Consider the following 16,084-nt stretch of genomic DNA (forward strand, 5'->3'; position numbering starts at 1 on the left):
GATGCACTTCAGTTATTTGGCGGGCACGCTGGCGTGGCCGACGGGCGCTTTGGCTTTATCCGTGGCGGCCTGCGCCTCGCGCTTGGCAGCCATTTCACCCAGCGCCCGCTTGTACTCGTGCGGGAATACTTTGACAAAGCGGCCGCGCGCCTCTTCCCAGGTGTCGAGCAATTCACGCGCGCGCTGCGAGCCGGTCCAGCGCAGATGGTCTTGCAGCAGCTTGCGCAGCTGGGCTTCGTCGGTCTGGCCGCGGTGCCATAGCGCGTCGGCCTGCTGCGCTTTCTGCTCGGCAGCCGGAAGCACCTTGTCGAGCGCCACCATGGAGGTATTGCAGCGCTTGGCGAACTGGCCGTCCACGTCGTAGACGTAAGCCATGCCGCCGCTCATGCCGGCAGCGAAGTTGCGGCCGGTTTCGCCCAGCACCAGCACCGTGCCGCCGGTCATGTATTCGCAGCCGTGGTCGCCCGTGCCTTCGACCACGGTGGTCGCACCGGAATTGCGCACCGCGAAGCGCTCGCCCGCCACCCCGCGGAAGAAGGCTTCGCCTTCGATCGCGCCGTAGAGCACGGTGTTGCCGACGATGATGTTGCTCGGCGCGTCGCCACGGAAATCGAGGCTGGGGCGCACCACCACGCGGCCGCCCGACAGCCCCTTGCCGGTGTAGTCGTTGGCTTCACCGATGAGGTAGAGCGTGATGCCGCGGGCGAGGAAAGCGCCGAAGCTCTGGCCGCCCGTGCCTTCCATCTGGATGTGGATGGTGTCGTCGGGCAGGCCGTCATGGCCATAGCGCCGCGCGACTTCGCCGGAAAGCATGGCGCCCACGGTGCGGTTGACGTTGCGCGCGTTCTGGATGAACTGCACTTTCTCGCCGCGTTCGAGCGCGGGACGGGCGCGTTCAATCAGCACATGATCGAGCGCCCTGGCGAGGCCATGATCCTGCTCCTCGGTCTGACGGCGCGGCACGTCGGCAGGCACATCGGGCTGATGGAACACGCGGCTGAAATCGAGCCCGCGCGCCTTCCAGTGCTCGACCCCCTTGCGCGCGTCGAGCAGCTCGGTACGTCCGACCAGATCGTCGAACTTGCGCACGCCGAGCTGGGCCATGATGGCGCGCACTTCCTCGGCGATGAAGAAAAAGAAATTCACCACATGCTCGGGCTTGCCGGAAAACTTTTTGCGCAACGCCGGGTCTTGCGTGGCCACGCCCACCGGGCAGGTGTTGAGGTGGCATTTGCGCATCATGATGCAGCCCTCGACCACCAGCGGCGCGGTGGCGAAGCCGAATTCATCGGCGCCCAGCAGCGCGCCGATGACCACGTCGCGGCCGGTCTTGATCTGGCCGTCCACCTGCACGCGGATGCGGCTGCGCAAGCGGTTGAGCACCAGGGTTTGCTGGGTTTCGGCCAGGCCGATTTCCCACGAAGACCCGGCATGCTTGATGGAGGACAGCGGCGAGGCGCCCGTGCCGCCGTCATGCCCGGCGATGACCACATGATCGGCCTTGGCCTTGGCCACCCCGGCGGCCACCGTGCCCACGCCGCTTTCAGCCACCAGCTTGACGCTGATGGACGCGCGGGAATTGGCGTTTTTCAGATCGTGGATGAGCTGGGCCAGGTCTTCGATGGAATAGATGTCGTGGTGCGGCGGCGGCGAAATAAGGCCCACGCCCGGCACCGAGTAGCGCAGCATGCCGATGTACTCGGACACCTTGCCGCCGGGCAACTGCCCGCCCTCGCCGGGCTTGGCGCCCTGCGCCATCTTGATCTGGATCTGGTCGGCGCTGGCCAGGTATTCGGCGGTGACGCCAAAGCGCCCCGAGGCGACCTGCTTGATCTTGGAACGCAGCGAATCGCCTTTTTTCAGCGGAATGTCGCTGACGACGCGCTCGGCACCGAGCACGCTGCCGAGGGTGTCGCCGTCCTGGATGCCGCTTGAACCCGTGCGCATTTCAGGCCGGTAGCGCAGCGGGTCTTCGCCGCCCTCGCCGGTATTGCTCTTGCCGCCGATGCGGTTCATCGCCACCGCCAGGGTCGAGTGCGCTTCCGTGGAAATGGAGCCCAGCGACATGGCGCCGGTGGCAAAGCGCTTGACGATCTCAGCGGCCGGTTCCACCTCATCGATGGCAATGGCCTTGCTGGGGTCGATCTTGAACTCGAACAGGCCGCGCAGGGTGAGCATGCGACGCGACTGGTCGTTGATGATCTGCGCGTATTCCTTGTAGGTGTTGTAGTTGCCGGCGCGGGTGGAATGCTGCAGCTTGGCGATGGCGTCGGGCGTCCACATATGTTCTTCGCCGCGGGTGCGCCAGGCGTAGTCGCCGCCAGCATCGAGCATATTGGCGAGCACGGGCGAATCGCCGAAGGCTTCGCGGTGCATGCGCAGCGCTTCTTCGCCCACCTCGAACACGCCGATGCCCTCCACCTGCGTGGAAGTGCCGGTGAAGTATTTGTCCACCAGCGCGCGCGACAGGCCCACGGCCTCGAAAATTTGCGCGCCGCAGTAGCTCATATAGGTGGAAATGCCCATTTTGGACATCACCTTCTGCAGGCCCTTGCCGATGGCCTTGACGTAGTTGGTGATGGCCTTCTCGGCGCTGAGATCGCCCGGCAGGTCTTTGGCCATTGCCGCAATGGTGTCGAGCGCCAGATACGGGTGCACCGCTTCGGCGCCATAGCCCGCGAGCACGGCGAAATGATGCGTTTCGCGCGCGCTACCGGTTTCCACCACCAGCCCGGTCTGGGTGCGCAGGCCGTGGGCGGTGAGGTGCTGATGCACCGCGCTCAAGGCAAGCAGCGCGGGAATGGCCACCTGCTGCGCGCTCATGTGGCGGTCGGTGATGATGAGAATGTTGTGACCGCTCTTTAGCGCATCCACCGCTTCGGCGCAAATGGACGCAATGCGCGCCTCGATGCCTTCATGCCCCCAAGCCACCGGATAGCAGATGTCGAGCTCGAAACTGCGGAACTTGCCGCCGGTGTGCTGGGCAATGGAGCGCAGCCGCGCCATGTCGTCGTAGTCGAGCACGGGCTGGCTGACTTCAAGGCGCATGGGCGGATTGACCTGATTGATGTCGAGCAGATTGGGCCGCGGGCCGATGAAAGACACCAGCGACATCACCATGTTCTCGCGGATCGAGTCGATCGGCGGATTGGTCACCTGCGCGAATAGCTGCTTGAAGTAGTTGTAAAGCGGCTTGGCGCGGTTGGACAGCACCGCCAGCGCGGCGTCGTTGCCCATCGAACCCACGGCCTCGTCGCCCTTTTCGGCCATCGGCGCCATCAGGAACTTTAGATCTTCCTGGGTGTAGCCGAAGGCCTGCTGGCGGTCGAGCAGGGGGATGGGCGAGGGCTCGGCGTGGCCCAGATGATCGAGGTCGTCAATGCGGATGCGCAGGTTTTCGATCCACTGACCGTAGGGACGCGCACTGGCGAGCTGGCTCTTGATTTCCTTGTCGTCGATGATGCGGCCGGCCTCCATGTCGATGAGGAACATCTTGCCCGGCTGCAGACGCCACTTCTTGACGATATGGCTCTCGGAAATGGGCAGCACGCCCGACTCGGACGCCATAATGACCAGATCGTCGTCGGTCACGATATAACGCGCCGGGCGCAGGCCGTTGCGATCGAGCGTGGCGCCGATCTGGCGTCCATCGGTAAAGGCGATCGCGGCGGGGCCGTCCCACGGCTCCATCATCGCGGCGTGATACTCGTAGAAGGCGCGGCGGCGCGGGTCCATGAGCGTGTGCTGCTCCCAGGCCTCGGGAATCATCATCATCATGGCGTGCGACAGCGGATAGCCCGCCATCAGCAGCAGTTCCAGACAGTTGTCGAAGCTAGCGGTATCGCTCTGGCCGGGGTAGATCAGCGGCCAGAGCTTTTGCAGATCGGCGCCGAGCACCGGCGAGGACACGGCGCCCTCGCGCGCGCGCATCCAGTTGTAGTTGCCCTTGACGGTGTTGATCTCGCCGTTGTGCGCCACCAGCCGGTAGGGGTGCGCCAGCGGCCACTCGGGGAAGGTGTTGGTGGAAAACCGCTGGTGCACTAGCGCCAGCGCCGACACCACGCGCGGGTCTTTGAGGTCTTTGTAATACTCGCCCACCTGATCGGCCAGCAGCAGGCCCTTGTACACAATGGTGCGCGCCGACATCGACGGCACAAAATACTCTTTGCCGTGACGCAGATCGAGCTTCTGGATGGCGTGGCTGGCGGTCTTGCGGATGACGAACAGCTTGCGCTCCAACGCGTCGGTCACCATCACATCCGGGCCGCGGCCGATGAACACCTGGCGGATCACCGGCTCCTTGGCCCGCACCGTGGGCGACATCGGCATTTCGGCATCGACGGCCACATCACGCCAGCCGAGCAGTACCTGGCCTTCGGCACGGATGGCGCGCTCGATTTCCTGCTCGCAGGCCAGACGCGAAGCCTGCTCGCGCGGCAGGAAGATCATGCCCACGCCGTATTCGCCCGGCGGCGGCAGTTCCACACCCTGCGCCGCCATTTCTTCGCGGAAAAAAGCGTCTGGAAGCTGGATCAGGATGCCCGCGCCGTCGCCCATGAGCTTGTCGGCCCCCACCGCGCCGCGATGGTCGAGGTTCTTGAGAATGAGCAGACCGTTTTGCACGATGTCGTGCGACTTCACCCCCTTGATGTGCGCCACGAAACCCACGCCGCAGGCGTCGTGCTCGTTTTGCGGGCAATAAAGCCCGTCGCGGGACAGGGCGGCGATTTCGGCGCCAGGGGCGGAATTTAGGGGCGTGGACATGGCAGGCTCCGCAGTGAGTCAACAAGAGTCTGCGAATTTACTGCATCGCAGCACGCGATGCAACAAAAATTCACTATTCTGTCCCTATTAAATAGGAGAACTTGAAATCGACAAAAATAAAAAGGGACAGATTATTCTCACTGAGGCGGGCTAATCACGAGCAACTTTCATGCGCGGGCGCCCCCGACGGGCAGGAGCCAGCCGTCGCCCACTCTCAGACTCCAACTCCGTCAGGAACGCCGCATCGCCCGCAGCGAGGCCGCTGCGCAACGCGGCCTCCAGCGACTGGCATTGCGGCGGAGCGACGCCGTGCGCCAAGCGCTCGCGGTAGGCCGCCTCGCGGGCAAAAGGCGTGTTGCCCAGTTGCCAGTAAGCGTCTGGCGCCGAAAGCAGCGGAGGTCGTGCACCACCTGATGGCACTTCGCCGCAATGCGCCGCCAGACTGCTCCAGGGCCAGGCGGCGGCACCGGCCAAGTCGGCGCGGTCTGCCGCGCGGTCGATCCACACCATCGCGGTCAGCTCCCAATCGCCGGGTTGCACCAACGCGCTCTGAAACCGTCCGGCCCAGGCCGGTGCGCGCTGAATGGGCGGCGACGCCCCAGCCGACTCCGCCGGAGCTGTGGCCCGCGCGCGACTCGCGCGCCGCGCCAGACCCTGGACATAGCGCGAAAGGTCGGCAGCGCTCTGCGGCGTGAGCAGCAACAGCACCGCTTCGGGCAACACGGCATAGCCATGCAGCCGCACCGAAGCCAGACTCAGCCCCTGCGCCATCCACAACACAAACTGATCGCGCTGGGCCGACGTCACCAGAGGCGAAGCGCCGGGCGCGGCCTGCAATCGCACAAGATGCGCCCGTCCGGGGCGGCAAAAGCGAGCTTGCCGCGCCATCAGCGGCGCAGCGCCTCGCGCAAGGCAGCGATTTCGTCGAGCAAATCGAGCACCAGGGCAGCGGCGGCGGGATTGAGTTCCAGCTCGCGCTGCAGCCGCACCGCGCGGCGAGCCCGTGCCAGCGCCTCGCCACTGAAGCGCCATTGCGCCACGGCGCTTGCGGGCTGCATCGGATCGATCACGCCCTCTTCGACCAGATGCACGATCTGCGTACGCTCCACCCGGCAAAGGGCACAGACCTGGTCGACCGTGATGTCGATCTGTTCTTCCAGCACCACGCCGACCAAGGGCGCGGCATTCGCGTTCGAGGGGGCGTTCATGATTGAGCTCCTTGGTACAGCGCGGCGCGCGGGTTGAACGAGGAGAAATCTTCCTGCAGACGACGGTAAGCCGAGCGGGCGGCCTCGGTATCCGCCGGGGGCAGCGCCACTTGCGCGACCACATACAGATCGCCCGGCGTAGCCCCGGGGATGCCGCGGCCCTTGAGCCGCAAGCGACGCCCGCTGCCGGTGGCCGGGGGAATTTTGAGCGCGACCTTGCCGTCGGGCGTGGGCACATTGACTTCGGCGCCCAGCGCCGCTTCCCACGGCGCCAGCGGCAGATCGATGAACACATCGCGCCCTTCCACGCGGTAAAGCCCGTGGGGGTTGAAGCCGATTTCCAGATAAAGATCGCCCGCGCCACCCTCACCCAGACCCGGCGCGCCCTGCCCCGCCAGACGGATGTGCTGACCGGCGCGCACCCCTTTGGGAATCTGCACCCGCAGAGTGCGCTCGCGCGTCACCACATGGCCCTGCGCATCGACTTCGGGCATGCGAAGGGTGAGCGTTCGGGTCGCGCCCCGGTAGGCGTCTTCCAGATCGATGAGGATTTGCGCATGGTGATCTTGCCCGCGCAGGTGCATACCTTGGGCTCCCGGCCCGCCCTGGCCCGCCCCCGCGCGCCGCGCGCCGCCTGCGCTGCGCGCGAACAGGGCCTCGAAAAAGTCGCTGAAATCGGCCTCGTTGCCCGGCATGCCGCCGCGCTGCTCGAAGCCCGCGCCCCAGTCTGGCGGCGGCTGAAAGTCTTGACCGGCGCGCCAGTTGCTGCCGAGCTGATCGTAGGCCGCGCGCTTTTCCGGGTCTTTGAGCACTTCGTAGGCCTCGCCCAATTCCTTGAACTTGGCCTCGGAACCGGCTTCCTTGTTCACGTCCGGGTGGTATTTGCGGGCGAGCTTGCGGTAGGCGCGCTTGATTTCGTCTTGAGTCGCGCTGCGCTCCACGCCCATGACCTTGTAGTAATCCTTGTAGTCCATCGTGCGTTCCTGTGCGGAAAATGAATCTTGTGATGAAGTGGGGACGGAATCTGAATTTGCAAAACGCTGAGCGCTATTTTCCACCGCATCGGCGCCTCGCAACCACGACCGTCTTGCTCGCCTAGAATGGAAGAGAGTGAATCCGCTGCGGCAGGCTTTGTCCTGCAAATCCCCAGGCGGAACTCTGCGCGGGTCAGGGTGCCCGCCCGTTGACGCCGTCAACGCCCGAGCCGGTTTCAACTGATGTCCGGCTGCTCAATTTTCCATCGCCGCCATCACACACCGCACGGATGAACACCACGACAACCCCGACCGAAGACACTCCTCAGCCTGAACGCTTTTCCGACCTGGCGCTGGACGCGCGCATTCTGCGCGCCGTCAGCGATATGGGCTATGAAAAACTCACACCCATCCAGGCCAAGGCCATTCCGCTGTTGCTGGATGGGCGCGACATCATGGGCGCCGCGCAGACCGGCACCGGCAAGACCGCCGCGTTCTCCCTGCCCATTCTGCAGCAGCTCCTGCCGCTGGCGTCGACCAGCGTGTCGCCGGCGCGCCACCCGGTGCGCGCGCTGATGCTGGCACCCACGCGCGAGCTGGCCGATCAGGTTTACACCAATCTCAAGGCCTATGCCAAGCACACGCCGCTGCGTTGCGCCTGCGTGTTCGGCGGCATGGATATGGCACCGCAGAAGGCCGAGCTGCGCACCGGGGTCGATCTGTTGGTAGCCACGCCCGGGCGCCTGCTCGACCACCTCGAAGCCAAGACCGTCAACCTGAGCCAGGTGCAATTCGTGGTGCTCGACGAGGCCGACCGCATGCTCGACATCGGCTTCCTGCCCGACCTGCAGCGCATCCTCGGCTTTTTGCCCAAACAGCGCACCACCCTGCTGTTCTCGGCCACGTTCTCCACAGAGATCAAGCGACTGGCGCAGAGCTATTTGCAAAACCCGCTGCTGGTCGAAGTGGCCCGCCCCAACGCGACCGCGACCAATGTGGAGCAGCGCGTCTATCAGGTGGAAGAAGACGACAAGCGCTCCACCCTGGTGCAACTGCTGCGCGACAACCCGCTGCCGCAGGTCATCGTGTTCGTCAACAGCCGCCTCGGCGCCGGCCGCCTGACCCGCTTGCTGGAGCGCGACGGCATCAAGGCCGCGGCCATGCACGGCGATAAATCGCAGGCCGAACGCCTCACCACGCTGGAGGCCTTCAAGCGCGGCGAGATCCAGGCGCTGGTCGCCACCGACGTGGCCGCGCGCGGACTCGACATTGCCGAACTACCCGGTGTGGTGAATTACGACGTGCCCTTCAGCGCCGAAGACTATGTGCACCGCATCGGCCGCACGGGTCGCGCCGGCGCCTCCGGCCTGGCCATTACCCTGGCAACGGCGCGCGACGCGCGCTCTCTGGCCGATATTGAGAAGCTGATCAAACGTCAGTTTGAAAAGCAGACCGTATCGCTTGAGCGCGCGCCTCGGCCGCGCCGCGATGCGGACGAGACGCGGGAACATCGCTTCGCGCGTGCGCCTCGTACACTGCCAGGCGACACCGGCGCCTCGGCGCCGGTGACTGCACGCGTCTCCCGATCCTCGCGGCAGGATCCGTGGTTCGACAAACCCTACGAAGCCGACCCGAATGCCCAGCCGGTTTGGGAGGCCGCATCGGCCTCATCCGCAAGCGGCGTGCGCTCGACGTCTTCGAACATCCGCCCGCGACGCAAAATCGCCGCCCTGCTGGGCGGAAGCGATCCGAAATAAGCCGATTCGGCTAAGCGAAGAAGGTCAAGCCTCTTTCTGCTCGCCGCCCTCGCGGGGAAGGAGCTTGAATTGCGACGAGTCGGTTTCGGCAGGCTCAGCCTTTGAAGTCTGCGGCTCCAGCGGTAACTCGAAGTCCAGATCGAGATGTGGCGGTTCTGAGAGAGTCGCCAGTTCCACATGCTCCACCTCGGCGGCGGGCATGCCTTCAGGAAAGCGGTCACGCGCGACTGCGTACAGCATCAGCAGATCGCGGTAGGCCGCCAGCTCGAAACCCATGCGGTGTTGGTGCGGGTCGTCGAGCAACATGCGCTCGAGCATGTTCACGATCTGCGGTTCGCCCCAGGTCATGGTGATGAGTTTCATCGCACGGTCGTAATCCATCAGATCGCGGCCCTGCGATTTCCGCAAGGCATCGGCATCCGCCTCCCAAGGCGGCACGGCCACGTTGAAACGACGCTGAAAGCGGCTGTAGAGCGACTCGAATTCGGCCTTGCGCCCATGCTTGCGGTACAGATCGAACAGCAGCAGATAGGGCAGCGCGAAGCTGTCGCTGGCACTGTCGTCGAGCGATTCTTCGAGCAGGGCCATGGCGCGGTCTTCGTCGCCGGTTTCGATGAAGTATTCGGCCAGATGCCCGGCGTCCATCATCTCATCGACATGCACCTGCTTGTCCTGGCTCATGGGCTGCATGAAGCGCGAATCCCAGTCGATTCCGGAGTCTCCCGAGTCTCCCCATTGACCCGCTTTGGCGGATTGGAGAGAGGGCGCGTCGATTTCGGGCTGCAAAGGTCGGCCGTCCACCAGCGGGGCCAGACCAAAAGGCAGCACGGCCGGCGCGATGGTGCTGGCCTGCACCGACATCGAGGTCATGGCCACGGTGGGCGCCTGAGCAGAGGCGGCCCGCTCGGGTTCCGCCGCAACCCGGTGGCTCACAGGGGCTGACTCGAAGGGGCTGCGCGACAGGCCCGGATCGGCACCGCGCCGCCACAGCCAGAAACTCAGCAACGCGAGCGCGATCAGCGCCGCGACCAGGGCGTACACCAAGCTGGCGGAATAGCGCTGCGAGCGCATCTGCCCCAATTCGGCTTGCGACTGCTGCAACTGCTGTGAGGCTTGCTCGAACTGCCGCTGCAGCACATTCGCCCGGTCCTGCAGAGCGTTGATCTGCTGCAGGGTCGGCTGGGCCTCGCCCGGGGCAGCGGTCGCGTCCATGATGAGCTGGCGCAGTTGATTGAGCTGGCTGCGCTGCTCGGCGCTGAGGGCGGGCACGGTCGCGGGAAGCGCGGTCGCCAGGCGCAGTTGCGGCACAGCAGCGAAGTCGGCCGCGTTGAAATCATCGAGTTCGAGCCGGTTGCCTGCATGAACCGGCGCGAGCGGCGCCTTGATGACCTCGGTCCTGCGCACCTTCGCTTTAGCGGGTTCATGCCCTTCGTGGCGCGCAAACTCTTGCCGCGCTGACACGGGCGCCCTCGGGCGTTCAGCTTTCGGCGCGGCCCTTTTCACGACTGGCGCCTCAGACGGCGACTGACGTGACCCCAGCGTTTGCGCTGGCGCCGCGACCTCGCTGGACGGCGTCTGCCCCGCAGAACGATTGCCAACCGCACTGCCCGCGACCATCGGCAATTCGGGCGTCGGCGGATCGACCAGCAAGGTATAGACCTGAGTGCGTTGGTACTGGCAGGCCAGGTGCAGACGCACGATCAGAATCGGCTCGCGCAGCGCTTGCTGGCTGCGCAGTAACAAAGTCAGACCGTCAGCCGACGGCTTGGAAGTGATCGCCAGCGCCCCCACCCCGCCGCCAAACTCGCCCGATTGCGCCTGGGCCTGCACGCACGACAGCGGCAAGGACTCCTGCGCATCGAGATGCACCGGAATCGTCATCTGCAGGGTGCGGCCGAGTTCGGCGCGCGTTTGCGGGGCGCCGATCATCAGCGCCTGCGCTGGAGTCACGAACTGCGCCGCGAGCCCGACCGCAACCATCCAGGGCCGCAAGCACAAGAGCAGGCCATTGCAAGTCGTTAGAAAAGAGGCGAAACGGCGGAAAACTGAGGGCATTGCAGCGCAAATAAGGGCCGACATCAAAATGTGTCGAATAATTTGAAAGCAATGTATCACGCAGCTTTCATTCCAATTGGCGCCAACAAAATCCGGATGAAAAGGGTGTGAAAAAATTAACAATCGCCTGATTTTCTGTGGGAAACACCCCACAGTCCCCGGCCGCGCATGGCGAGCTGAATATGATGCTTGCACCTCTGGCCCCACCCTCTCTGCATGAGCGCCGAACTCCGAGCCGAACGTCAGGGCGACAGCCTCGTGCTGCGCCTGCACCACCCCGAAAGCCGCAACGCCCTGAGCGCCGCGCTCTGCTCGGCCGCGCTGGAGGCGCTCACCACGGCGCAACGTGATGGCGAGATCCGCGCCGTAGTGCTCACCGGAAGCGAACATCACTTCTGCAGCGGCCTGAGCGATACCAGCGCGCTTGACGCCTTGCACGATTGCATCCTCGCCCTGCGCGATTGCGAACCGCTGGTGGTCGCAGCGGTCGAAGGCCAGGCGCGTGGCGCCGGAGCCGCGCTGGCGCTGGCCTGCGATCTGCTCGTCGCGGCCGACAACGCCCAGTTCCAGCTGATCGACCCCCTGCTGCCCGAGAGCGACGTGGGCGGCGCGCAATGGCTGGCCGCCCAATTGCTGCCGCGGCCCGCGTGCAACGAGGCCGCGCTGCCCGGACTGGGGCTCGGCGCGGCCCGGCTGCATCAGCTCGGCGTAGTCAACCGCCTGTGCCGACCTACCGATGCGCTGCAGACCGCACTGCAACTGGTCGAAGCCATTCCCGGCGCTTCGGGCAGACCGCGCAAAGTCCTGCCCAATGCGCAGGGCTACGCCAGCGCCCTGCATGTTCATCTGGCCTGCCAGCTCCTGCCGCCGCGCGACTGAGAGGGTGTGAACGCTCCCATGCCGCCCAGATCGGTCGAAACCGCGCCTTCGCCGCGCGTCAGCACCCTGCAAACCCGGCTGCACCGCTTTATGCACACCGTGGTGCTGCCGCAGGAAGGCGCCATCAACGCCGCCCTGCGCCTAAGCGCGACCGGGCCGCAGGACGCCGTCGGCCCGCTACTCGCCCCCCTCCGCCAGAAGGCCCAACTGGCGGGGCTGTGGAATCTGTTTCTGCCCATCTCCCCCCGCGCCAGCCAGGGGTTGAGCCATTGGGAATACGCGCCGATGGTCGAAGCCATGGGCCACATCCCCTGGGCTGCCGAGGTGTTCAACAGCGCCCAGCCCGACGCGGGAAACATGCAGTTGCTCGACAGCTACGGCAGCGAAGCGCTGAAAGATGCCTGGCTCGACCCGCTGCTGCGCGCCGAGACCCGCAGCGCCTGGGCCGCCGCCGAGCCCGACGCCGAGCTGCACAGCCCGGACTCGCTGCAGTGCCACGCCACGCAAGACGGCAATTCCTGGCGTCTGAGCGGTCAAAAAACCTGGGTGCAAGGCCTGCTGGCCCCGCGCACCGCCAGCCTGCTGGTGCTGTGCCGCACCGATGCGCAGGCGGCCCTGCATCGCCAGTTCAGCGTGCTGCTCGTGCCGCTCAAGACCGATGGCGTGCAGCTCGGTCGGCACTTGCAGGGCTGGGGTACGGCGCAGAAGGCCTTGGCCGAAGTGTCTTTCGAAGATGCGCGCGTGCCCATCCATCATGTGCTGGGCCAGCCGGGACAGGGCCTGGAGATTTTGCAAGCCCGCCAGCGCATCGTCGGCCTGCACGATGCGCTGTGGTGTCTGGGCGCGGCGGAGCGCGCCCTCGATCTGCTGATCGCCCGGCTGCAAACCCGGCGCATCGGCGAACAGCTCGCCGTGCATCACCCGGTCTGGCAGCAGCGCATCGCCCGCACCCGCACCGGGCTGGACACCACCCGCATGCTGGCGCGGCGCAGCGCCTGGCAGATGGACCAGAACGACAGCCACCTGCCCCCGCAGGAACTTGCCATGCTGCAAAGCCTGGCCCTGCCGCTGGCGGTGGATGCGGTGCAATGGAGCATCCTCGCGCACGAGGCCGACGCGCTCGACGACAGCCTGCCCCTGGCCGGTCTGTCTGCGCAATTGCGGCTGATGCAACAACTCACCCCGCCCATCGAGGTGCTCCACGCCCAGATCGCCCAGGGCGAACTGCTGCGCTGAACGAGCGCCTGCAGCAAGGCGGCAAACGTCGCACAATGAGGCGCACCGTTCACCTCGCCGCACAGACGGCGCCTCCCGCCATGATCGACCTCTACTCCTGGGCCACCCCCAATGGCCACAAAATCCACATCCTGCTCGAAGAACTCGGCCTGCCCTACCGGGTGCATGGCGTGAACATCGGACGCGGCGAACAGTTCGCGCCCGACTTTCTCGCCATCAGCCCGAACAACAAGATTCCCGCCCTGATCGACAGCGACGGCCCGGATGGCCAACCCATCAGCGTGTTCGAGTCGGGCGCCATCCTCCTCTATCTGGCCGAGAAGACCGGCCGCTTTCTGGGCACAGGGCCGCGGGCGCGCATCGCCACGCTCGAATGGTTGATGTGGCAGATGGGCAGCATCGGCCCCATGCTCGGCCAGGCGCACCACTTCCGCCAGTACGCCCCCGAGAAAATCGACTACGCCATCGCCCGCTACACCAACGAGGCGCACCGGCTCTACGGCGTGCTCGACCGGCGGCTGGCGTCGCAGCCGTATCTGGCCGGTGACGACTACACCATCGCCGACATCGCCACCTTTCCGTGGTGTCGCAGCGCCGCCAATCAGGGCATAGACTGGGCCGAGTTTGCGCATGCCAAGCGCTGGTTCGACACCATCGCCGCGCGGCCTGCCGTGCAGCGCGGGGTGCAAGTGCTGACCGACGTGCGCCCGGCCGAGATGGACGCCACCGCGCGCGAACACTTGTTCGGCAGCACCCAATACCAGCGCCGCTGAAGGAGCTCGTCATGAAGTTCGTCCGCTACGGCCGCAACGGCCAAGAACAACCCGGCCTGATCGACGTGCAGGGCCGCCTGCGCAGCCTCTGCGGCATCGTCGACGAGATCGACGCCGACGTCTTCGGCCAACCTCGGGCGCTGCGCGGCATCGACGCTGAAAGCCTGCCGCTAGTGAGCGGCAAGCCCCGGCTGGGCGTGCCCTTCGTCGGCATCAGCAAGTTCATCGCCATCGGTCTGAACTACCGCGACCATGCCAACGAGGCGCGCATGGCCATCCCGACCTCGCCCATTGTGTTCAACAAGTGGACGACCTGCATCAGTGGCCCAAACGATGCGGTGCTGCGTCCGCCCGGCGCGCACAAGCTCGATTGGGAAGTCGAACTTGGCGTGGTCATCGGGCGCAAGACGCGCTTTGTGCGCGAGGCCGATGCGCTCAAACACGTGGCCGGGTATTGCCTGGTCAACGACGTGTCCGAGCGCGCCTATCAGCTCGAACAGGGCAGCCAGTGGAATCTGGGCAAAGGCTGCGACACCTTCGGCCCGATCGGCCCCTGGCTAGTCAGCCGCGACGAGATCGCCGACCCGCAGAACATCGACCTCTGGCTCGACGTGAACGGTGAGCGCATGCAGACCGGCAACACGCGCGACATGATTTTCGGCGTGGCCTACCTCGTCGCCTATCTCAGCCGCTACATGACCCTGCTGCCCGGCGACCTCATCGCCACCGGCACGCCGCCCGGCGTGGGCATGGGCCGCAAGCCCCCGCGCTATCTGCAGCCCGGCGATGTGGTCACGCTCGGCAGCCCACAGCTCGGCACGCAGCGGCAGGAGATCCGCCCCGCTCCACAGCGTCCGCTGTGACCGGCACCGCAGCCCGCGTGGTGACCTGCGCAGAAACCTGCGCGGCGAAGTTCATCCCCTGCGGCTATTCTTGAGCTTCACCCTGGAGGGCGTTGCCATGCCGACACTCGATCTGGCCTTGCCGCTGCACGCGCATGACCATTCGCATGAACACCCGCATGGCCATCTATTGCAAGCGGTGCTGCACACCCGCGCGCGCAGCGTGGCGCTGGTGCAGGGGCTGAGCGATGCCGACTGCACCGTGCAGTCCATGCCCGACGCCAGTCCGGCCAAATGGCATCTGGCGCACACCACCTGGTTTTTCGAGGAGTTCATCCTCGCGCCGCATCTGCCGGGTTACCGCGTGTTCGATCCGGCCTTCCGTTATCTCTTCAACTCGTATTACGACACCGTCGGCCCACGCCACCCGCGCCCGCAGCGCGGCCTGCTCACGCGGCCGCCGCTCGAACAGATTCTGGCCTTCCGCGCCCATGTCGATGCGGCGCTGCAACGCCTGACGCGCGAGGCCGCTCCAGCCTCTTTGCTCGAACTTGGGCTGCACCACGAGCAGCAGCATCAGGAACTGCTGCTCACCGATCTGCTGCATCTGCTTGCGCAAAACCCGCTGCACCCCACGTATCGAGCCGCTCCCGGCCCCATGCCCGGCGTGCAGAACCCGGCGCCGGTGCGCTGGGTGAGTTTTACCGGCGGTCTGACCGACATCGGCCATGCCGACGAACGCTTCGCCTTCGACAACGAAAGCCCGCGCCACCGCGTCTGGCTGGACGACTACGCCCTGGCGCACCGCCCGGTGTGCAACGCCGACTGGCTCGACTTCATCGCCGACGACGGCTACGCCACACCCGCTCTCTGGCTGGCCGACGGCTGGCGCTGGGTGCAGGAGCAGAACATTCGCGCACCCGCCTACTGGCAGACGCATGGCGATGGCTTTCACACCCAGGCCATGACCCTGCATGGCCTGCAGCCCCTGCTGCCGCAGGCGCCCGTGACTCACCTCAGTTTTTACGAAGCCGATGCCTACGCCCGCTGGGCCGGTGCGCGTTTGCCGACCGAGTTCGAGTGGGAGGCCGCCGCGCGCCGCCAGCCGCTGTCGGCCGCGACGCCCGCGCAATTCGCCGATCACCCGTGGCGACTTCCCCTGCCCGCTGATGAAGCGGCCACCGACGGCCTGCAGACCCTCTGGGGCGGCGTGTGGGAATGGACGGCCAGCGCCTACCTGCCCTACCCCGGCTTTCACCCGGCGCCCGGCGCCGTGGGCGAATACAACGGCAAATTCATGAGCGGTCAGATGGTGCTGCGCGGCGGCTCTTGTGCCACGCCGCCAGGCCATATCCGCCCGACCTATCGCAACTTTTTTTACCCCCACCAGCGCTGGCAATTCACCGGTCTGCGGCTGGCGCGGGCCTGAGAGGGTGTGAACGAATCCGCCATGCCCGCTCCTCGCGCCCAAACACCCCCGCTCGGCGTTGCACTCGGTGTCGTAATTGAGCGCCGTGCCGACGGGCACGGCTGTGCTTTGCGCCTTGACCGGAGGCGTTTGGACGCGCTGCTCGGCCACGCCGGATTCATTCACAC

11 protein-coding genes are annotated in these 16,084 nt (G+C 65.9%); 6 read left to right on the top strand and 5 right to left on the bottom strand.

Features of this window, described 5'->3' with window-relative positions; all coding sequences use genetic code 11:
* Positions 1-12 precede the first annotated feature (12 nt).
* The 4 genes from ABT24_RS00090 to ABT24_RS00105 all read right to left on the bottom strand — a co-directional run bounded on the left by ABT24_RS00090 (position 13) and on the right by ABT24_RS00105 (position 6,946).
* Positions 13-4,764 carry a glutamate synthase-related protein gene (locus ABT24_RS00090; protein WP_276727907.1) on the bottom strand — a complete coding sequence of 1,584 codons (4,752 nt, stop codon included), beginning with the start codon at positions 4,762-4,764 and terminating at the stop codon, positions 13-15.
* Positions 4,765-4,914: 150 nt separating this feature from the next.
* Entirely contained in the window at positions 4,915-5,607 is a 693-nt protein-coding gene (locus ABT24_RS00095) for a hypothetical protein (protein WP_286737279.1), read from the bottom strand.
* Between the two features lie 44 nt (positions 5,608-5,651).
* The gene (locus tag ABT24_RS00100; RefSeq protein ID WP_013104944.1) at positions 5,652-5,972 is read right to left on the bottom strand and encodes a chaperone modulator CbpM; all 321 of its coding nucleotides are present in this window, start codon (positions 5,970-5,972) and stop codon (positions 5,652-5,654) included.
* Complete coding sequence (locus tag ABT24_RS00105; RefSeq protein WP_276727901.1) at positions 5,969-6,946, bottom strand: DnaJ C-terminal domain-containing protein; 978 nt, start codon at positions 6,944-6,946, stop codon at positions 5,969-5,971. The genes ABT24_RS00100 and ABT24_RS00105 overlap by 4 nt, the downstream gene beginning before the upstream one ends.
* A gap of 290 nt (positions 6,947-7,236) precedes the next feature.
* On the opposite strand from ABT24_RS00105, the gene ABT24_RS00110 reads away from it, so the two are divergent.
* Positions 7,237-8,703 (top strand): DEAD/DEAH box helicase, encoded by a 1,467-nt coding sequence (locus tag ABT24_RS00110; RefSeq protein ID WP_276727899.1) that lies wholly within the window; start codon positions 7,237-7,239, stop codon positions 8,701-8,703.
* Between the two features lie 24 nt (positions 8,704-8,727).
* Here ABT24_RS00110 and ABT24_RS00115 read toward each other — a convergent pair whose 3' ends face one another.
* The gene (locus tag ABT24_RS00115) at positions 8,728-10,683 is read right to left on the bottom strand and encodes a hypothetical protein (protein ID WP_276727896.1); all 1,956 of its coding nucleotides are present in this window, start codon (positions 10,681-10,683) and stop codon (positions 8,728-8,730) included.
* A gap of 291 nt (positions 10,684-10,974) precedes the next feature.
* Here ABT24_RS00115 and ABT24_RS00120 point away from each other — a divergent pair, with 291 nt between their 5' ends.
* The 5 genes from ABT24_RS00120 to egtB all read left to right on the top strand — a co-directional run bounded on the left by ABT24_RS00120 (position 10,975) and on the right by egtB (position 15,917).
* Positions 10,975-11,637, top strand: a complete 663-nt coding sequence (locus tag ABT24_RS00120) for an enoyl-CoA hydratase-related protein (protein ID WP_276727893.1) — start codon at positions 10,975-10,977, stop codon at positions 11,635-11,637.
* A gap of 18 nt (positions 11,638-11,655) precedes the next feature.
* Complete coding sequence (locus ABT24_RS00125; RefSeq protein WP_276727890.1) at positions 11,656-12,873, top strand: acyl-CoA dehydrogenase family protein; 1,218 nt, start codon at positions 11,656-11,658, stop codon at positions 12,871-12,873.
* A gap of 80 nt (positions 12,874-12,953) precedes the next feature.
* Positions 12,954-13,646, top strand: coding sequence for a glutathione S-transferase N-terminal domain-containing protein (locus tag ABT24_RS00130; protein ID WP_276728216.1), 693 nt, complete (start codon positions 12,954-12,956; stop codon positions 13,644-13,646).
* Positions 13,647-13,657: 11 nt separating this feature from the next.
* Positions 13,658-14,509 (top strand): fumarylacetoacetate hydrolase family protein, encoded by an 852-nt coding sequence (locus tag ABT24_RS00135; RefSeq protein ID WP_276727887.1) that lies wholly within the window; start codon positions 13,658-13,660, stop codon positions 14,507-14,509.
* A gap of 97 nt (positions 14,510-14,606) precedes the next feature.
* On the top strand, positions 14,607-15,917 hold the full coding sequence (gene egtB, locus ABT24_RS00140) for an ergothioneine biosynthesis protein EgtB (protein WP_276727885.1): 1,311 nt from the start codon (positions 14,607-14,609) through the stop codon (positions 15,915-15,917).
* Positions 15,918-16,084 lie beyond the last annotated feature (167 nt).

Source organism: Thiomonas sp. SCN 64-16 (genome assembly GCF_001725585.1).
Taxonomy (GTDB): domain Bacteria; phylum Pseudomonadota; class Gammaproteobacteria; order Burkholderiales; family Burkholderiaceae_C; genus Thiomonas; species Thiomonas arsenitoxydans.

Bases quoted from the DNA above. Each gene is read 5' to 3' on its own strand.
- ABT24_RS00105 (WP_276727901.1), bottom strand. From the start codon at position 6,946: ATGGACTACAAGGATTACTACAAGGTCATGGGCGTGGAGCGCAGCGCG.
- ABT24_RS00110 (WP_276727899.1), top strand. From the start codon at position 7,237: ATGAACACCACGACAACCCCGACCGAAGACACTCCTCAGCCTGAACGC.
- ABT24_RS00090 (WP_276727907.1), bottom strand. From the start codon at position 4,764: ATGTCCACGCCCCTAAATTCCGCCCCTGGCGCCGAAATCGCCGCCCTG.
- ABT24_RS00120 (WP_276727893.1), top strand. From the start codon at position 10,975: ATGAGCGCCGAACTCCGAGCCGAACGTCAGGGCGACAGCCTCGTGCTG.
- ABT24_RS00100 (WP_013104944.1), bottom strand. From the start codon at position 5,972: ATGAACGCCCCCTCGAACGCGAATGCCGCGCCCTTGGTCGGCGTGGTG.
- egtB (WP_276727885.1), top strand. From the start codon at position 14,607: ATGCCGACACTCGATCTGGCCTTGCCGCTGCACGCGCATGACCATTCG.
- ABT24_RS00115 (WP_276727896.1), bottom strand. From the start codon at position 10,683: ATGGTTGCGGTCGGGCTCGCGGCGCAGTTCGTGACTCCAGCGCAGGCG.
- ABT24_RS00130 (WP_276728216.1), top strand. From the start codon at position 12,954: ATGATCGACCTCTACTCCTGGGCCACCCCCAATGGCCACAAAATCCAC.
- ABT24_RS00135 (WP_276727887.1), top strand. From the start codon at position 13,658: ATGAAGTTCGTCCGCTACGGCCGCAACGGCCAAGAACAACCCGGCCTG.
- ABT24_RS00125 (WP_276727890.1), top strand. From the start codon at position 11,656: ATGCCGCCCAGATCGGTCGAAACCGCGCCTTCGCCGCGCGTCAGCACC.